The sequence below is a fragment of the Streptomyces tubercidicus genome (genome assembly GCF_027497495.1).
In the GTDB taxonomy this organism is placed as follows: Bacteria; Actinomycetota; Actinomycetes; order Streptomycetales; family Streptomycetaceae; genus Streptomyces; species Streptomyces tubercidicus.
On record NZ_CP114205.1, the window covers coordinates 461,718 to 479,293 of the forward strand.

General features: G+C 72.1%; 15 protein-coding genes. 7 read left to right on the forward strand and 8 right to left on the reverse strand.

Translation table 11 applies throughout. The features are described from left to right. The first annotated feature begins 52 nt into the window (after positions 1-52). Positions 53-1,489 carry a GNAT family N-acetyltransferase gene (locus tag STRTU_RS35880; protein ID WP_159741943.1) on the forward strand — a complete coding sequence of 479 codons (1,437 nt, stop codon included), beginning with the start codon at positions 53-55 and terminating at the stop codon, positions 1,487-1,489. Here STRTU_RS35880 and STRTU_RS02085 read toward each other — a convergent pair. The 4 genes from STRTU_RS02085 to STRTU_RS02100 all read right to left on the reverse strand — a co-directional run bounded on the left by STRTU_RS02085 (position 1,428) and on the right by STRTU_RS02100 (position 7,996). After that, on the reverse strand, positions 1,428-4,733 hold the full coding sequence (locus STRTU_RS02085; protein WP_159741944.1) for an AAA family ATPase: 3,306 nt from the start codon (positions 4,731-4,733) through the stop codon (positions 1,428-1,430). The genes STRTU_RS35880 and STRTU_RS02085 overlap by 62 nt on opposite strands. Further along, positions 4,730-5,896, reverse strand: a complete 1,167-nt coding sequence (locus STRTU_RS02090) for an exonuclease SbcCD subunit D (RefSeq protein ID WP_159741945.1) — start codon at positions 5,894-5,896, stop codon at positions 4,730-4,732. Before STRTU_RS02090 ends, STRTU_RS02085 begins: the two co-directional genes overlap by 4 nt. Positions 5,897-6,128: 232 nt before the next feature. Next, positions 6,129-6,776 (reverse strand): response regulator, encoded by a 648-nt coding sequence (locus STRTU_RS02095; protein WP_159741946.1) that lies wholly within the window; start codon positions 6,774-6,776, stop codon positions 6,129-6,131. Beyond that, the gene (locus STRTU_RS02100; RefSeq protein WP_218039284.1) at positions 6,773-7,996 is read right to left on the reverse strand and encodes a sensor histidine kinase; all 1,224 of its coding nucleotides are present in this window, start codon (positions 7,994-7,996) and stop codon (positions 6,773-6,775) included. The genes STRTU_RS02095 and STRTU_RS02100 overlap by 4 nt, the downstream gene beginning before the upstream one ends. 153 nt (positions 7,997-8,149) lie before the next feature. Between STRTU_RS02100 and STRTU_RS02105 the strand changes: the two genes are divergently transcribed. After that, on the forward strand, positions 8,150-8,893 hold the full coding sequence (locus STRTU_RS02105) for an ABC transporter ATP-binding protein (RefSeq protein WP_159741947.1): 744 nt from the start codon (positions 8,150-8,152) through the stop codon (positions 8,891-8,893). After that, complete coding sequence (locus STRTU_RS02110) at positions 8,893-11,406, forward strand: ABC transporter permease (RefSeq protein ID WP_159741948.1); 2,514 nt, start codon at positions 8,893-8,895, stop codon at positions 11,404-11,406. Before STRTU_RS02105 ends, STRTU_RS02110 begins: the two co-directional genes overlap by 1 nt. 83 nt (positions 11,407-11,489) lie before the next feature. Here the strand turns inward: STRTU_RS02110 and STRTU_RS02115 are convergent, their stop codons facing one another. After that, the gene (locus STRTU_RS02115) at positions 11,490-12,116 is read right to left on the reverse strand and encodes a YigZ family protein (RefSeq protein ID WP_159741949.1); all 627 of its coding nucleotides are present in this window, start codon (positions 12,114-12,116) and stop codon (positions 11,490-11,492) included. Positions 12,117-12,406: 290 nt separating this feature from the next. On the opposite strand from STRTU_RS02115, the gene STRTU_RS02120 reads away from it, so the two are divergent. Beyond that, positions 12,407-13,189: a type VII secretion system-associated protein gene (locus STRTU_RS02120; protein WP_159741950.1), complete on the forward strand. Its 783-nt coding sequence runs from the start codon at positions 12,407-12,409 to the stop codon at positions 13,187-13,189. 171 nt (positions 13,190-13,360) lie between these two features. After that, positions 13,361-13,768, forward strand: a complete 408-nt coding sequence (locus STRTU_RS02125; RefSeq protein ID WP_159741951.1) for a CoA-binding protein — start codon at positions 13,361-13,363, stop codon at positions 13,766-13,768. Positions 13,769-13,903: 135 nt separating this feature from the next. Here the strand turns inward: STRTU_RS02125 and STRTU_RS02130 are convergent, their stop codons facing one another. Both STRTU_RS02130 and STRTU_RS02135 read right to left on the reverse strand, forming a co-directional pair. Beyond that, the gene (locus tag STRTU_RS02130; protein WP_159741952.1) at positions 13,904-14,461 is read right to left on the reverse strand and encodes a YbaK/EbsC family protein; all 558 of its coding nucleotides are present in this window, start codon (positions 14,459-14,461) and stop codon (positions 13,904-13,906) included. Positions 14,462-14,503: 42 nt separating this feature from the next. Beyond that, positions 14,504-15,076, reverse strand: coding sequence for a helix-turn-helix domain-containing protein (locus STRTU_RS02135; protein WP_159741953.1), 573 nt, complete (start codon positions 15,074-15,076; stop codon positions 14,504-14,506). Between the two features lie 105 nt (positions 15,077-15,181). Here STRTU_RS02135 and STRTU_RS02140 point away from each other — a divergent pair, with 105 nt between their 5' ends. Beyond that, positions 15,182-16,051 (forward strand): DMT family transporter, encoded by an 870-nt coding sequence (locus STRTU_RS02140; protein ID WP_159741954.1) that lies wholly within the window; start codon positions 15,182-15,184, stop codon positions 16,049-16,051. Between the two features lie 33 nt (positions 16,052-16,084). On the opposite strand, the gene STRTU_RS02145 is transcribed toward STRTU_RS02140, so the two are convergent. Next, on the reverse strand, positions 16,085-16,849 hold the full coding sequence (locus STRTU_RS02145) for an acyltransferase (protein WP_174878796.1): 765 nt from the start codon (positions 16,847-16,849) through the stop codon (positions 16,085-16,087). Between the two features lie 141 nt (positions 16,850-16,990). Between STRTU_RS02145 and STRTU_RS02150 the strand changes: the two genes are divergently transcribed. Then, positions 16,991-17,530 carry a gamma carbonic anhydrase family protein gene (locus STRTU_RS02150; protein ID WP_159741955.1) on the forward strand — a complete coding sequence of 180 codons (540 nt, stop codon included), beginning with the start codon at positions 16,991-16,993 and terminating at the stop codon, positions 17,528-17,530. Positions 17,531-17,576 lie beyond the last annotated feature (46 nt).

Genomic DNA, 17,576 nt, shown 5'->3' on the forward strand with positions numbered 1-17,576 from the left:
CATGACGCAATGCTGTTGTGGCCGGCCGCCGCCGTCCGTAGGGTCCGCTGATATGACCGTGGCTCTCGCGGCGGACCGGCCGCTCCTCCTGTTCCCCGGCGACCCGCTGCGCCCCCGGAGGGGCGCGCCTCCCGGCCGAACCCTCAGGGAGGACCCGCACTTCGCGGCCGAGGCAGCCGCCGCACGATCGGCCGGCGCGGCAACGGCGGTACTGGACCACGAGGCACTGCTGGCCGGGGATGCCGCAGCGGCGGTCGCCCGGGTCCCGCGCGGTGCCGGGCCGGCCTGGTACCGCGGCTGGATGCTGCCCGCCGACCGCTATGCCGAGCTGGCCGCGGCGCTCACCGCACGCGGCGGCCGACTGCTGACCTCCCCCGCGTCGTATCGCACCGCCCATGAACTCCCCGGCTGGTACGACACCTTCCGCGCCCTCACCCCACCCAGCGCCTGGCTCCCCTGCGCACCCGGCCAGACCCCGGAACGGACGGCCCTGGCCCACCTCGCCGCCGGACTCGGCGGCCCGGACGGCCCCCGCCCGCTCCTCGTCAAGGACTGGGTCAAATCCCGTAAGCACGAGTGGCACGAGGCCGCCTACGTACCGGACGGACAGGACAGCGAGCGGCTGACATCGGTCGTCGCCCGCTTCCTCGCCCTCCAGGAGGAGTTCCTCACGGGCGGCGTGGTGCTCCGCGCCTTCGAGGACTTCGCGGCGGTGGGCGAGGCACGGGTGTGGTGGCTGGACGGCGAGCCGGTACTGTCCGGCCCGCACCCCGACACACCGGAGCTGCGCCCCACTCCTGACCTGTCCCATGTGGCGGCCGCCGTACGGGAGTTGGGGGCGCGCTTCATCACCACGGATCTCGCGCTGCGCTCCGACGGCGTCTGGCGGGTGGTGGAGGTCGGCGACGGCCAGGTCAGCGGCCTGCCCACGGGAACGGACCACCGGCCATTGTTCGAGGCGCTGGTCACCGTCGGCGCCGGCTACCCACTGACCCTCACCGCAGGCCGGGTGGCGCTACGCGCCCTGCTGCCGACCACCGCCGCACGGGTCGCGGACGGCGAGCCCGCGGGCTTCGACTGGATCGACGGCGCGCCGCCCGAAACCACATCCGGCGGCGCCGGAATCGCGGTACGGGCCGCGGCAGCCGGCCACTACCGCCCCGGCTGGGGCATCTTCGTCCTCACCGACGCCACATCCGGCACGGCCCTGGGCAGCATCGGCTTCCACGGCCCGCCGGACGCCGACGGCTGCGTGGAAATCGGCTACGACCTCTCTCCCTCCGCCCGCGGCGCCGGCTGGGCAACCGAAGCGGCACGCCTGCTCACCAGCTGGGCCGCGTCCCAGCCCGGCGTACGGACGGTCTACGCCCTGACCGAGCCGGAGAACGTCCCGTCGCAGCGGGTGCTGGAGCGGGCGGGGTTCCGGTTCACCGGGGAGCGGGAGGGGCTGCGGGCTTATGCCGCACCGTCGACCCCGACCGGTCCTTGACGACCTCCAGCTGGGCGGGGATCCGTGCCTTGAGGTCGGCGACGTGGCTGACGATGCCGACGCTGCGGTCTCGTTCGCGCAGCGAGTCCAGTACGTCCAGCACCTCGTCCAGGGTCTGTTCGTCCAGACTGCCGAAGCCCTCATCGATGAAGAGGGTGTCCAGCCGTGTACCGCCCGCTTCGTCGGTGACGACGTCGGCGAGGCCGAGCGCCAGCGCGAGCGAGGCGAAGAAGGTCTCGCCGCCGGAGAGGCTGGAGGTGTCCCGCTCATGACCGGTCCAGGCGTCGATGACATGCAGCCCGAGGCCGGAACGCCGGGCGCCGCCCGCACGTTCATCGGAGTGGACGAGGGTGTAGCGGCCGGCCGACATCCGGTGCAGCCGGGCACTGGCGGCGGCCGCGACCTGTTCGAGCCGGGCGGCGAGCACATACGACTCCAGGCGCATCCGCCGCTCGTTCTCGGTGGACGTACCGGAGGCGAGGGCGGCGAGGCGGGCGATGCGGTCGTGGGCGGCGCGCAGCGGTGCCAGCGTGCGGGCGTCGGCCCCGGCGCGGGCGGAGAGCCCGTCGAGCTCGGCGCAGCGTTCGCGGGCCGCGGCATGCGTGGCCGAGGCGGTGCGCAGCCGTGCTGCCGCGGCCTGGTGCGCGGACTGTGCGGCGGCTGGGTCGGCGGGTGCCAGCGCCGCCGCGGCCGCGGTGTCCGGATCAGCCAACTCGGCTTCCACGGCGGCGGATTCGGCCTGCCACTCATCGAGCCGTCGCTGTAGTGCGCGCCATGCGTCGTCCCGCAGCAGCGCCTCCGCGGCGGCCTGCGGGGTGTCGAATCCGGCGCGGTAGGCGGCGTCGGACAACCCGGCGTCGGCCTCCTTGAGCCGCTGGGCACAGGACGTGGCCGTACGGGACGCCTCCGCCGCGGCGGCGAGCAGCGCCACCTGCCGCTCCAGCCGGGCGGCGCGGTCGGCGACGCTCGGGGAGTCGCCGCGCGCCCGGGTCAGCTCCTCTTCCAGGGCCGCCCGTTCGCGGTCCAGCGCTTCCCGGTGGGAACTACGGGCAGCGGCCCGGCGCTCGGCCTGCTGCTGTTCGGCGCGCCGCCGCTCGTATTCCCGCTCGGCGCGTCCGAGCGCCTCACGGGCGGCAGGGAGGTCGGCACCCCGTTCATGGGCGCCGGCGTACTCGGCACGCAACTCCTCCACCTGTGCGGCGAGTTCACCGGCCGGGGCGTCCCCCGCCGTGGCGGCCGCGGCGGCCAGCGCCTCCTTGGCCGAGTGACAGCGGGCCTCCGTCTGCCCACGGGCCTCCTCGGCCTTTTGGTACGCCGCCAGCGCGGCCTCCTCGGCCGCCCGGTCGACATGGCCCGCACCGGCCCGCGCCGGATCGGGGTGCTCGGTCGCGCCGCACACAGCGCAGGGCTCGCCGCCCCGGAGTCCGTCCGCGAGTTCCGCGGCGATCCCGCGCAGTCGCCGGTCCTTGAGGTCGAGCCAGTGCTCGTGGGCCGCCGCGGACCGCTCCCTGGCGGCGAGCAACTCCGCTTCCGCCGCCCGCACCTCGCCGCTGAGCCGGTCGCGGTGACGGGCCGCTTCCCAGCGCTCGGCAGCCGGTTCGATACAGGCGCCGAGCTGTTCGGCCCGGCCGGCGGCCTCCTGCGCGGCGTCGATGCGCTGCTGGTGGGCGCGCTGGGCGTCGTCCCATGCGGCGAGCCACTCGGCGGCGTCCAGCAGGGTCTGCTCGTCGGCGCGCGCCTCGTGGTCGAGCGCGGCCCGCTCCCGGCCGATGTCGGCGGCTCGCCGCTCGGCCCGCCGGGCGGCGCCGAGCGATCCCAGATCTTCCCGCAACTCCCGTTCCAGCGCGGCGAGTTGATCACTCTCCGCGTCGACGAGGTCCGGCGGCAGCGGGCTTCTGCGCTGCCGCTCGGCGCGCTGCGCTGCGTCCAGCTCCTGCCAGGCGGCGTCGCGCAACGCGAGCGCGGGCGCGACCTCGGCGGCCGCACGGGCCCGCTCCAGCCTCTCGCGGGTACGCTCACGCTCCTCCGCGTGGGCATCGAGCCGGTCGGCCCGCCGCCGGGCGTCCGCGTACCGCTGCTGGAGCCGGTCGCGCTCCCGGGCCACTTCCCACCGCCCGGCCGCCGCCTGCTCGGCGGCCTCGGCGGCGTGCAGCGCGGAGTCGGCGACCGCCAGCCGCTCCCGTGCGCTCACCCGGGCGACCGCCGCCCTGACCAGCACCGCCTCCGCGAATCCCGGCTCGCCCGGGCCCGGTGCGACCGGGTCCTCCGCAGCACCGGTACGGGCCGATACGGCCGGTGCACCGTGCTGCACGGCCCCGGGCTCCACGGCCCCGGCCTGCCCCGGCACGGTCGCCCGCTGCGTGGCCCTCGCCGTGGCAGTCGCCGTGGCCCGTCCGCGCCCGCCGGCCGCGGTGCGTCCGCGCGCCGGTGCGCCCTGCGGCGCCGCCCCGGCCCGGTCCGGCGCCGGGACCGAGGGATCGGCGAGGTCGGCGCTCTCCCCGGCCGCCTGCGCCATCCGGTGCGCCAGCGCCAGCAGCCGCTCGTCGCCCGCCGTGACGGTGTCCGCGGCAGCCTTGCGGCGTGCGTTCAACTGCTCTTCGAGCGCGGCGAACCGCCGGGTGTCGAAGAGCCGCCCCAGCAGCCGGGCACGCGCCTCGGCATCGGCCCGCAGAAAACGGGCGAAATCCCCCTGCGGCAGCAGCACGACCTGGCAGAACTGCTCCTTGCTCATCCCGAGCAGCTGCCCGATCTCCTCACCGATCTCCTGATGCGAGCGACTCAGCGCCTTCCAGCGCCCACTGCCCTCCGCACCGGCGCCGCCCTCCGGCCCGTCACCATCCGCCGATCCCCCGGTCCCGGCCCCGGCCCCGCTCCCAGCCGGCACGAACTCTCGCAGCCTGCTCTGCGCCTTCTCCTTCGTCGTGCCGCTGCCCCGCTTCTTGGGCCGCGGCTGCTCGGGCAGCCGGGTGATCTCCAACCGCCGTTCGCCCACGGTCAGTTCCAGAACGACCTCGGTGAGGGTGAGCGGGTCGGCCAGATCGCTGCGCAGCGCCTGCCCGCTCTGCCGCGCCCCGGGGACCGACCCGTACAGCGCAAAGCACACCGCGTCCAGGACGGAGGTCTTGCCCGCGCCCGTCGGGCCGTGCAGCAGAAAGAGCCCGTCGCGGGTCAGCCGGTCGAAGTCGATGGTCTGGGTGGTGCCGAACGGTCCGAAGGCGGTGAGCGAGAGCCGGTGCAGCCTCAACGCGCCACCTCGGCCACCATATCGTCGACGCGTACCTCGTCGATCGCCGAGCGCAGTTCGGCCCGCTCCTGTTCATCGGCCGCGCGGCCGGACCGTACGTGTTCCACGAAATCCTCCGCGATCTCCTGGTCGCTGCGCCCGCGCAGCCGCTGCGCATACGACGCCAGCGAACGCGTGGGCCCCTCGTCGGGGTCGAAGACCAGGCTGACGAGGTGCGGAAAGCGCTTGACCAGCCGGGCCATGGGCTCGTGCGGGCGGGCGGTGTCGGTGAGCGTCGCCTCGACCCAGGAGTCCTCGTGCCGGGCCGCTGTGGGATCGTCCAGCAACTGCTCCAGCCGCCCGCGGATACGGGCCAGCGGCCGCGGCACCGGGCAGTCCACCCGCTCCGCGTGCACGGCACCGTCCGCGTCGAGTTCGACGATCCACGACGACTTGCGGTGATCGGCCTCGGAGAAGGAGTAGGCGAGCGGAGATCCGGAGTAGCGGACCCGCTCGGTCAGCGTCTGGCAGCCGTGCAGATGCCCGAGGGCGGCATAGTCCACGCCGTCGAAGACGGTCACGGGGACCGAGGCGACGCCGCCGACGGTGATATCGCGCTCGCTGTCGCTGACCGCGCCGCCGGTGACGAAGGCGTGCGCAAGCACCACGGACCGCGTCCCCGTGGGCCGGCCGGCGAGATCGGCCCGTACCTGGTCCATGGCCGCCCCGAGCACCTCCGCATGGTCGGCACGCCGCGCCCCGAGGGTGTCGCGGACCATGGCGGGTTCGAGATACGGCAGCCCATAAAGCGCGACCGGGCCATGGGCATCGGCGAGCACCACAGGGGTGCCGCACTCGGCCGGATCGGTCCGGAGGTGGATCCCGGCCCGCTCCATCAGCCCTGAGCCGACGCCCAGCCGCCGAGCCGAGTCATGGTTGCCGGAGATCATCACCGTCGGGACCCCGAGCCCGGCAAGCCGGTGCAGGGCGTCATCGAACAGTTCGACGGCGGCGAGCGGCGGCACGGCACGGTCGTAGACATCGCCCGCCACCAGCACCGCGTCGATCTCCCTGGCCCGCACCGTCGCCACGAGATGATCAAGAAACGCACGCTGCGCGGCCAGCAGATTCACCCGGTGAAAGGACCGCCCCAGATGCCAGTCGGAGGTGTGCAGAAATCTCACCCGGCCGCTCCGAACCGCATCTTTTCCCCTCCGAGCCCACGCATCAACACCCCGACCAACACGGTCCGGCCCCCGGCCCCCACCACGGCGACCACTGCCCGCACCCCGTCCCTTGCGGCCCTCATTCTTGCATCCGTGGCAGGTGCAGTTGTCCGCTATCGCCAGCCCCGGCCGACGTCGCGGACACGCCGCCTGCGTATCCCCCGGAGCTTTTGCCGCCCCGGCTCACCGGCTACGTCAAGCCCGCGTCGCGGACCAGTAGCGCCATCTGTACCCGGTTGGCCAGACCCAGTTTGGCGAGTGCGCGGCTGACATGGGCCTTCACCGTGCCTTCGCCCATCACCAGTGCACGTCCGATCTCGGCATTGGACAGTCCCCTGGCCACGGCCCGGACCACATCGCCCTCCCGGTCGGTCAGTACCGAGAGCCGCTGACGCGCCTCGCTCGCACCTTCCGACGCCAGTCCCGCGAAGGCGTCGATCAGCCGTTTGGTGACCTTGGGTGTCAGCATGGCGCTGCCGTCGGCGACCGTACGGACGGCATCGGCCAGCTCCCGCGGAGAGGTGTCCTTGAGGAGGAATCCGGCCGCCCCGTTGCGCAGGGCGGTGTGCACATAGTCATCGAGGTCGAAGGTGGTCAGCATGATCACCTTGGGGCCATAGGTCGAGCGCCGCAGCTCCTTGAGGGCGGTCAGCCCGTCCATGCCTGCCATCCTGACGTCCATCAGCACGACGTCGGGGCGATGCTGGACGGCCGCGGTGATCGCTGAACTGCCGTCGCTCGCCTCGGCCACCACCTCGATGCCCTCGGCCGGTTCGAGGATCATGCGCAGACCTTCCCGGACCAAGGCTTCGTCGTCGACCAGCAGAACTCGGATCATGCGCGTTCCTCCACGGCGGGCTGAGAAAGGGGAAACCGGGCCGATACGGTGAATCCGCCACCGTGGGTCGGCTGGGCGGCGAATATCCCGTCGAGCAGTTCCACCCGCTCCCGCAGGCCCACAAGTCCCGTACCACTGCCCGGGAGCGCCTCGACGGCTTCTCTCGGGGCCGTGTTGGACACGACGACTTCCAGATCCGACTCCAGGTAACGCAGGAAGACTTGGGCGTGGGCCCTACCGGCATGCTTGTGGACATTGGTGAGGGCTTCCTGCACCACGCGGTACGCGGCGTGTTCCAGCAGGGTCGGCAGTCGTTGCGGCGTGCCCTCGTCGTGCCGCTCCACGGCGACTCCCGCGGCGCGCGACTGGTCGAGCAACCGGTCGAGGTCCACCAGGGTCGGCTGCGGCCCGAGGCTGGGCCCGACCGCGTCGCTCGCGCTCTTGAGCACCCCGATGACTTCCCTGAGCTGTGTGAGCGCTTCCCTGCCTGTGGTGCGGATGAGTTCCGCGGCGGCGGCCGTCTCCTCGTCCTTGGTGTTGACCTCCAGCGCCCCCGCGTGCAGCACCATGAGCGACACCCGGTGAGCGACGATGTCGTGCATGTCCCGGGCGATGCGGGCACGTTCCTGGGTGCGCGCCTGCTCGGCGCGGGCGGCTTGCTCCCTCTCCCGTTGCGCGGCGCGTTCCTCCAGCCCGTCGATCACCTCACGGCGCGCCCTGTTCCACAGGCCCAGTGCCGCGGGGAGCCAGACGAACAGCACCGCACCACCGAGCGACGGGAGCAGGTCGTCCCCGCCCAGGCCCGGCATCCCGATGGCCACGCCCGCGGCCGTCGGCAGCACGGCGACGGCACCGCCACCCACGAGATACCAGGCCAGATGCCACGCTCTGCGCGACATACGGGCCGCGACATACGACCCCACACCCAGCGGTATCCAGACGGACAGCAGTGTCCAGGCCAGCGCTCCCATGGTGATCACCGGCCACTGCCGGCGCGGCATCATCAGGACGGCGGTCGCGGACGCCACCGCGATCACCACCGACAGCACATGGTCGGCCGGCGGTGTCCAGCCCCACTCGGCCAACAGAGCGGGAACCGGGCCGGTCTGGTGCCACAGCAAGGCACTCGCCCCGACCACGGCCGACAGCACGGCGAGTCCCCAGCGGTCCCCTAAGCGTCGCAGACGCTGACGAAGTGCTCTTTCCCAACGTTGTCCCACGAATCGAGCCTAGTTGGTCGGGGTCGGCCCGGCTTCTCTCGTTCGTCTGCCGTGGGCCCGACGAAAGTTGAGTTCTGCCTCAACCTAAGCCAGGGATGTTTCTTGCCTTTTGGGAGACGCTCCGGGGCGGTTCACGCTCACACAATTCACTCCATGACACAGAAAACAGCTGCCGCCCGAGCGACCGGGCTCGCCAAGCACTATGGATCGGGCGACTCCCGCGTGGTCGCGCTCGCCGGAGTCGATGTGGAGTTCCGGCGCGGTGAGTTCACCGCGATCATGGGGCCTTCCGGCTCCGGCAAATCGACGCTGATGCACTGCGTCGCGGGGCTCGACCAGGCCGACGAGGGCAGAGTATGGATCGGAGACACCGAGTTAACCGGTCTGCGCGACAACACGCTCACCCAACTGCGCCGCGACCGTGTGGGATTCATCTTTCAGGCTTTCAACCTCCTCCCTACGCTCACCGCCCTCGAAAACATCACGCTCCCCTTCGATCTGGCCGGCCGCAAGCACGACCAGGACGCGGTGAAGAAGGTCATCGGAGCACTCAACCTGCAGAACCGGCTGCACCACCGGCCCAGCCAGCTGTCCGGTGGTCAACAGCAGCGTGTGGCCTGCGCCAGGGCACTGGTCACCCGGCCCGAGGTGGTGTTCGCCGACGAGCCGACCGGCGCACTGGACTCCTCCGCCTCCGCGGAGCTGCTCGCCTTTCTCCGCCGCAGTGTCGACGCCTTCGGCCAGACGGTGGCGATGGTGACCCATGAGCCGAGTGCCGCCGCCTACGCGGACCGGGTGCTGTTCCTCAAGGACGGCCATCTCGTGGACGAGCTCCAGGCGCCGTCCGCCGAAGGCGTGTTGGAACGTATGAAGTCGTTCGAGAAGGCAGCCGCCTGATGCTGACGTCGATGCTGCGCGATCTGCTCGCGCACAAGGGCCGTGTGGTGATGACGCTTCTCGCCATCGCTCTCGGCGTGACCGCGACGGTCGGAAGCTGGGTGGTGAGCGATTCCATCGCCACCACCCTCGCGGGCGAGGAAACTCGCCACGACGTAGGTGTCTCGGTGCAGAGCCCCGGGAAGGAGCCGCTGCTCACCGCCGCGGACCGGGACCGGCTGGCCCGCACGCCCGGGGTCCGGCGCGCCGAGGGTGTGGTCGTCGGCCGCGCCGGGCTGATCGGTCGTGGCAACAAGTTCATCCGCACGAGCACGGTCCTGGACCGGGCCGGCACGAACTGGAGCAACGACAAGCGCTTCACTGTAGAGGCAGGCACGGCACCCACCGCTCCGGGCCAGGTGGCTCTCCAGAAGGCCGAGGCCGACTCCGCCGGCCTCACGGTGGGCGACACCGCCCATGTGCTGCTGTCCGGCGGACGTTCCGACACGGCCAAGGTGACGGCGCTGTTCACCTATCACCGGCTGGGCCCCAGGACCACGACGGACACGAACGAGGCATCCGATGCGGTACCGGTGGTGGCCTATGACACGGCGACCGCTGCGAAGTTGCTCGGTCCGCGATTCCACCGCATCGAGCTGATCTCCGCGCCCGGTGCGAGCCCCGGCGCAATCAAGGCGGCCGTACGCAAGGGCTTAGGGGACGAGTACCACGTCGAGACGGGCCATGCACTGGCCCAGGCTGCCGTTCAACAGACGGACTCCGACGCACAGGAGCTCCGGATGACGATGCTGCCCTTCGCCGCGGTCGCGCTCCTGGTCGGGATGTTCGTCATCGCCAACACCTTCACCCTGCTGGTGAGCCGGCGGACCCGGCAGTTCGCGCTGCTGCGGGCCGTCGGTACACGGAGGAGCCAGGTCAGGGCCGGGATCATCATCGAGGCCGTTGTGCTCGGAGTGGCCGGCGGCACCATCGGCACGTTGGGCGGTGTGGCACTGGGGCCCTCGATGATTGCGGTGATGCGGCCGGAGGACGACGTCGACTTCACTGTCAGCCCGGTGGCGATCCTTCTCGGATACGGGGTCGCCGTATTGGTGACGACAGTGGCCGCGTACCGCTCCGCGCGACGGGCCGCGGCCGTCCCGCCGGTCGCCGCGCTGCGCACCGCCGAAACCGTCCCCCGGGAGACCCAGCGGACCCGCAACGCCACCGGTCTCGGCTGTGTCCTCCTCGGTCTGGTGATGGTCGCCGTCACCGCGGACCCCAGTGCGTCCAACCTCGGGCGCATCATCGGACTCGCGGGGGCGGTACTCGGTGTCATCGGCGTCATCGTGCTCGCGCCCTTTTTCGCCGAGGCGCTGCTCCGGCCGCTGCTACGCCTTCTCGGGTCGCGGTCGGGACCGGCGGTCCGGCTCGGTCTGCGCAATGCTGCGGGCGACCCGCGACGGACCTCCGGTACGGCGACCGCCCTCACCGTCGGACTGGCACTGGTCTGCGCGTTCGCCACGCTCAGTGCCTCGTTCTCCACGCTGATCGCCTCGACAACCCGGGCAAACGTGCCGACCACGACCACGGTCCTGCAGTCCGCGGCCGGAGCCGAGTCCTCGCTCACCCTCGCTGAGGCCGACAAGGTCAGGAAGCTGCCCGGGGTCACGCAGGTGGCCGGGAGCCGCGAGGCACTGGTCGGGCTCACCTACCAGGGCGGCAGGACCGAGCGCCGGATCTCCGCCATCGAGCCGGCGGGCCTCAAGGGCCCGCTCACCCCGCACCTCACGGCAGGGAGCCTCGACCTGACCCACGGCGTGGTCATCTCACAGAACCAGGCCGACATGATGGACCTGGGCATGCACGACAGGATCACCCTGCATCTGGATGCCAAGACCTCCGTCACCCAGACCGTGGTAGGGATCTACGACGCCACCGAACTCCAAGCCAGCATCTTCTTGGACGTCAGCAAGGCACCCGCGTCGCTGCGTAGACAGATCACCACCCTGTACGCCACCGGGCCCGACCCGGACAGGGCGCGGGACGGCATCCGGGCCGCTTTCCGCGATCGCCCGGACATCTCCGTCGGCAGTGGTGAGACATTGGTCGAGCAGGGCATCGATCAGCAGTCGCTGGCCTTCACCCTGATGTACGCGATGTTCGGCGTCGCGATCCTGATCGCGGTGTTCGGTGTCGTCAACACCTTGATGCTCTCGGTCATGGAGCGCACCCGCGAGATCGGAGTGATCCGCGCGGTGGGCGCCACTCGGCTCCTGGTCCGCCGGACCATCAGGGTGGAGAGCATCGTGATCTCGCTCTTCGGCGCCCTGCTCGGGGTGGTCGTCGGTGTCCCCGCGGGCGCCGTCATGCAACACGCCATGTTCGGGCAGCGGTTGTGGGACTTCTCGGTCCCCGCCGGAGTCATAGGTCTGTCGCTGGTGGGCGTCACCCTCGCGGCAGTGCTGGCCGCGATATGGCCGGCCCGCCGGGCGGCCCGTACGAAGATGCTGGCGGCGATCGCCGGCGAGTAGCGGCGGGGCAGGGTGCACTGCGCCGTCCCGGCGCACCCGACGCTCGCGGGGCGTACGTCAAGTGCTGTGCCAGGGCCGCCCGGTCAGAGCTCCCCGTACGCCTCCCCGCCCAGTTCCAGCCGTGCCGTACCGGCCGTGGTGTCCGCGAGCCAGGCGCGGAAGGTGTCCAGGTCGGACTCCGGGAGCCCGAGCTCTATGGATACCTCCGCGCCGTAGGTCACCTCGCGCACGGTCCGGCCGGTGGTGCGCAGGTCGTTCTCCAACCGGCCCGCCCGCTGGTGGTCGACGGTGACCGTCACCAGGCGGAAGCGCTGCCGGGTGACCGTGCCCAGCGTGTCCAGCGCCTCGCCGACGACGCCGCCGTACGCGCGGATGAGGCCGCCGGCGCCGAGCTTGACGCCGCCGAAGTAGCGGGTGACGACGGCGACGACATAGCGGACCTCGCGGCGTACCAGCATCTGCAGCATCGGCACGCCCGCGGTGCCGCCCGGCTCACCGTCGTCGCTCGCCTTCTGGACGCTGCCGTCGGCGCCCAGGACGTAGGCGAAGCAGTGGTGGCGGGCGGCGGGGTGCTCCTTGCGGATGCGCGCGATGAAGTCCTGGGCCTCGGCCTCGGTCGCGACGGGCGCGAGCGCACAGAGGAAGCGGGACTTGTTGATCTCGATCTCGTGGACACCCTCGCGCGCGAGCGTGCGGTACTGCTCCTGCATCGGACCAGCCTATGCGGCCCCCATGGCGGACAGGCACCGGCCGGTCCAGGTGAGCGGCAGGCACCGGCCGGTCCCGGTCGTCCGCGCCGCGCTGGGGTGTCCGCCGTACGGGCGCGGGGGTCCGCCGTACGGGCGCAGTGCGCACGGCCACGCGGCGTACCCGCCCCGTCCGCACGGTGCGTCGGGGAGACGTCCGCGCTGCCCGTGGGCACTGTGAGGCCAGTGCGAGAGCCTCGTGTTTCCGGGGCCCCGCTCGTACAGGTAGGAACGGCGGGTTTGCGGAGGGCTGCATGGAAGAGAGCACACAGTCGGCGATGACGGCGGGCGTTCCGGTGACGGGCGAGGAGATGCCCGAGCCCCCGCCGGAGGTCATCGAGGCGGCACGCACTGCGCCCGACCACTGGCTGGCCATGGTGGATCTGACCTGGCAGGGCGAGGGGCCGCCACCGCTCTGGGCGCTGATCGGTCAGTGGCGGTCGGGTCCGACGGGCGAGATCGAGGAGTGGCGGGACAATCCGGAGTACCGGCCGTCGCCCCAGATGCTGGACTGGTCCGAGCCGACGGACGCGGTCGACTGCGCACTGCAGCTCGCCGCGACCGGCTACGGGCCGGGGAAGGACGTCTCCGAGGCGCTGGCGCGTGCGGAGGTCTCCGTCCTGGTGACCGCGACCGGTTCGCCGCTGGCCGCCGCCTCGCCCGAGGGCACCCCGGTGATCCCCGTCTACACCTCGCAGAGCTACCTCGAATCGGTGGGCCGGCTGCTGTACGACCGTCGGCCGGTGGCCGAACTCGTCGAGCAGCTGCCGCCGGGGCATGCCCTGTACCTCAACCCGACCGGGCCGGTGAGCATGCTGGTGGACACCGAGGAGCTGCGCGCGGCGCTGGCCGGGGTATCCGGATCGGAGGCGCGGGAACCGGCCGCGCCGGTGGCACCGCGTCCGGGGACCGGGGCCGGCGGGGCCGAGCCCGTCGGCAGCGGCCGGGGGATCGGCAAGCCCGCCCGTACCGCGAAGGGCAGCACCGTGGTCGGTGCCGGGATGGCCGGCAGCGGAATGGCCCGCGGCGCGAACTGAACCACCACGCAGAAGACCCGCCCCGCCCGTCTTCCCCTTCGGGCGGGGCGTCTGCCGTACGGTGCGGACCGGCCGTCGCATTCGCGCGGCTTGTCGTCTCCCGCGACGGGAATCTCCGGGTCACGCCGTCCGTTGAGCGGTCAGGACCCTTCCATTCGCAGGAGGCAGTGCGTGTACGGCGACCCCAGTACGATCCGCAGGATCCTGACCGAGCTCGGCGACACCTGGGCCGTGGTGGGCCTGTCGACCAACGAGCAGCGCCCGGCGCACGGCGTCGCGGAGGTGCTGCAGCGCTACGGCAAGCGGATCGTGCCGGTGCATCCGAAGGCCGAGCGCGTCCATGGCGAGCAGGGCTACCCCTCGCTCTCCGCGATCCCGTTCCCGGTCGATGTGGTCGATGTCTTCGTCAACAGCGAGCTGGCGGGCCCGGTTGCCGATGAGGCCGTCTCGGTCGGGGCGAAGGCCGTCTGGTTCCAGCTAGGGGTGGTCAACGAGGCGGCCTGGGACCGGGTGCACGACTCCGGTCTCGACATGGTGATGGATCGTTGTCCCGCGATCGAGATACCTCGTCTGCGCTGAACAACGGGCGGGCGGAGCTGCGCGCGTGCGGGTGGGCGGCGGGCAGACTCGGGTGAACGTGCCGTGCGCCGCCGTCCCGTGCGGCCCCGCGACGCCCGTGCGGACCGGCCGGACGGGGCGGCGGGCCGACAGCAGTCAGGCGATCCCCAGCCCATCCAGAACCGTCGCGCCGGGCAGTTCGGCCAGCGCCTTGCCGGGCACGATGAGCTTGCCGCGGCGGCTGCCGCTGCCGATCAGGGCGTAGGGGGTATCGACGACGGCGGCGTCCACGAGCAGCGGCCAGTTGGCGGGCAGGCCGATCGGGGTGATCCCGCCGTACTCCATCCCGCTGTCGCCGACCGCCTTGTCCATCGGCGCGAACGACGCCTTGCGGGCGCCCAGTTGACGGCGCACCACCCCGTTGACGTCGACGCGGGTGTGTGAGAGGACGACACAGGCGGCCAGGGTGGTCTCGCCGCCGCGCTTGCCGGCCACCACCACACAGTTCGCCGACTGCTCCAGGAGCCAGGGGCCGTAGCGCTCGACGAGCAGCGCGGTGTCCGCGATCGCCGGATCGGTGTCGACATGGCGCAGCTCCTCGACGGGCACGGAGCCGCGCCAGGCGCGGATCGCGGCGACCACGGGCTCGGGCAGCAGGTCCAGGCACTCAACGGCGGGCCGGACCTCGTCAAAAGCATCCATCGGCACGGGCATGCCGCCAAGCTAACAGCCGGGCCGGCCCGGTGGCGGGCCGTCTCAGCGGACGGGCGGGATGATCACCGACATGGTCATCTCGACCGGTTCCGTACCGTCGTTGCGGTAGCCGTGCGCGGCCTTGGCCTCGAAGGTCGCCGAGGCACCGGCGGGCACTTCATGCGGCTCGCCGTCCACGATCAGCGTGAGCGTGCCGGCCCGGACATGCAGCAGTTCGACGGTGCCGGGCGGGTGCGGATCGGAGCTGCTGCTGTCGCCCGGCATCAGCCGCCAGTCCCATAGTTCGTACGGTCCCGGCGCCTCGGCGCCCACGAGGAGCGAGGTGAAACTGCCGGCTTCGGTGGACCACAGCCGGACCGCCTCCTCCGAAGCCACGATGCGTACCTGCGGGCCCTGTTCGTAGTCGAGGAGTGTGGTGATGCTGACGCCGAGCGCGTCGGCGATCTTGACAGTGGTCCCCACGCTCGGGTTCGTACGAGCCTGCTCGATCTGGATGATCATGCCGCGACTGACGCCGGCGCGGGCCGCCAGCGCATCGAGGGTGAAGCCGCGCTCGGCGCGCCAGTGTTTGAGATTGCGGGCGAGCGACTGCGTGAGCTGATCGAGGTCCGTCACGGTCCGTCCCAGTAGAAGCCAATATATTTGATTCCCCAGTGCATTCTGTTGCACTACGGTGTGGTGTACTTCAGCGTCCGGTTCACTGTACTGCGAGGTTTCACCATGACAGCGGTCTTCGCCCTGGCCACCAGCCTTCTGTGGGGGCTCGCCGACTTCGGCGGCGGACTGCTCGCCCGACGGCTGCAGGCGCTGACCGTAGTGGTGGTCTCCCAGGCCCTGGCCGCCGTCGTACTGGGCGCCATCGTGCTGGCCACCGGCGGCTGGCGGGAGGCCGGACCTCAGCTGTGGTTCGCGGTCGGAGCGGGCGTCGTGGGCCCGGCCGCCATGCTCTGCTTCTACCGCGCCCTGGCGCTCGGCCCGATGGGCGTGGTCTCCCCGCTCGCCTCGTTCGGCACCGTGCTCGTACCGCTCGGCGTCGGGATCCTGGCGGGCGAGCGGCCGGGCCTGCTCCAGATCACCGGCATGCTGGTGGCCGTGGTGGGCGTCGTGCTGGCCGGCGGCCCGCGGATCAGCGGCGCCTCCGTGGCCCGACGGACGATCGTGCTGACGGTGATCTCGGCGCTCGGCTTCGGTGCGGTGATGGCGCTGATCTCTGAGGCGTCGACGACCGTGACCGGGCTCTTTCTCGCCCTGTTCGTCCAGCGGCTGTGCAATGTCGCCGTCGGTGGCGCCGCGCTCTACGCATCGGTGCGGCGCGGCACTCCGGCGCTGCCCGACGGCGGACTCCCGGCCCTCCGGGACGCGCTGCCCGCACTCGCCTTCGTCGGTATCGCCGATGTCGCCGCGAACGGCACCTACGCCCTCGCCGCCCAGAGCGGACCGGTCACCATGGCCGCGGTGCTCGCCTCCCTCTACCCGGTCGTCACCACGCTCGCCGCACTCGGCATCCTCAAGGAGCGGCTGCGGGCGATCCAGACGGCCGGCGCCTCCCTCGCCCTGGTCGGCTCGGCCCTGCTCGCCTCCGGCGGCTGACCCCGGCGGGCGGCCGACGCATCTGACACCGGGTCAGGACGTCTCGTACGCCTCCCCGGCCTCCGCCGCCTGCCACTCCTCCAGCGCGACCAGCTGCTCCGGGGTGACGCCCTCGGGAATCGGCACCGGCGCCGGGGTGCGCAGCGGCGGCTGCCAGCCCTGCCGGGCGTCCCAGCGGCGGACGATCCTGGCGGGCGCACCGGCGACCACCGCATGGTCGGGGACCTCACCGCGGACCACCGCACCGGCCGCGACCACCACATTCCGGCCCAGCCGCGCTCCGGGCAGAATCACCGCACCGGTCCCGATCCAGCTGCCGGGCCCGATGGCGACCGGCTCACTGCGCGGCCACTGCTTGCCGACCGGCACCTCGGGGTCGTCATAGCTGTGGTTGGTGGTGGTGACATAGACGCCGGGGCCGAAGAAACAGTCATCGCCGATCGTCAGCCGGACATCCGCGATCACATGACTGCCGCGGCCCAGCACGACACCGTTCCCCAGCGTGAGGATCGGCTCCGCGCCGAGATCGAGGTCCGGCATCATGCCCGCCGTCAGCGTCACGTCCTGGGCGATGATGCAGTGGTCGCCGAGCTCGATCCACGGGTCTCCGAAGACCGTGCCCTGGGGATAGGCGAGCCGGGTGCCGGTGCCGATCCGGCGGAAACGGTACGGCCCCGGGCGCTCGGCCGTCACGGCCGCGGCCTCGCGCACCCAGCGCGCGCCACGGTGGACGGCGCGCGACACGGCCCGGCGCCGCCAGGCCGCGACAGACGAGAACACGTTCTGGTTTATCGGCACCCGCACACCGTACTCAGCCCGCGCGCGGACGGCCCCGCCGCGGGCTGTGATCTTCGCCCCACCGGTGGTCGGCCCCGCCCGGCGCCGCGCCCGTCGTCTACGGTGCTGTTGGCGCGGCGCAGAACGGTGAGGAGATCCAGGATGACGGCACGGGCGTTGATTTCACCGGTGGGCGGGAAGGAGCCGAAGGTCGATCAGAAGGCGTTCACCGCCCCGACGTCCGTCGTGCTCGGCGAGGTCACGATGGGTCCGGGCGCCAGCGTCTGGTACCAGACGGTGCTGCGGGCCGACTGCGGCCCGATCGTGCTCGGCGCCGACAGCAATGTGCAGGACAACTGCACCGTGCATGTGGATCCCGGCTTCCCGGTGACCGTCGGCGAACGGGTCTCCGTCGGGCACAACGCGGTGCTGCACGGCTGCACCGTCGAGGACGATGTCCTGATCGGGATGGGTGCCACGGTGCTGAACGGTGCGCACATCGGCGCGGGCTCGCTGGTCGCCGCGCAGGCGCTGGTCCCCCAGGGCATGCAGGTCCCGCCCGGCTCGCTGGTCGCCGGGGTGCCGGCGAAGGTCAAGCGGCAACTCACCGACGAGGAACGCGAGGGCATCAAGCTCAACGCCGCGATGTACCTGGAGTTGGCGGCCCGGCACCGGGAGGACGTCACCTCCGCCGAGGAGTGAGCCGGCCGGACGGCCGAGGCCGGGATGCGGCGGCCGCCGGACCGCA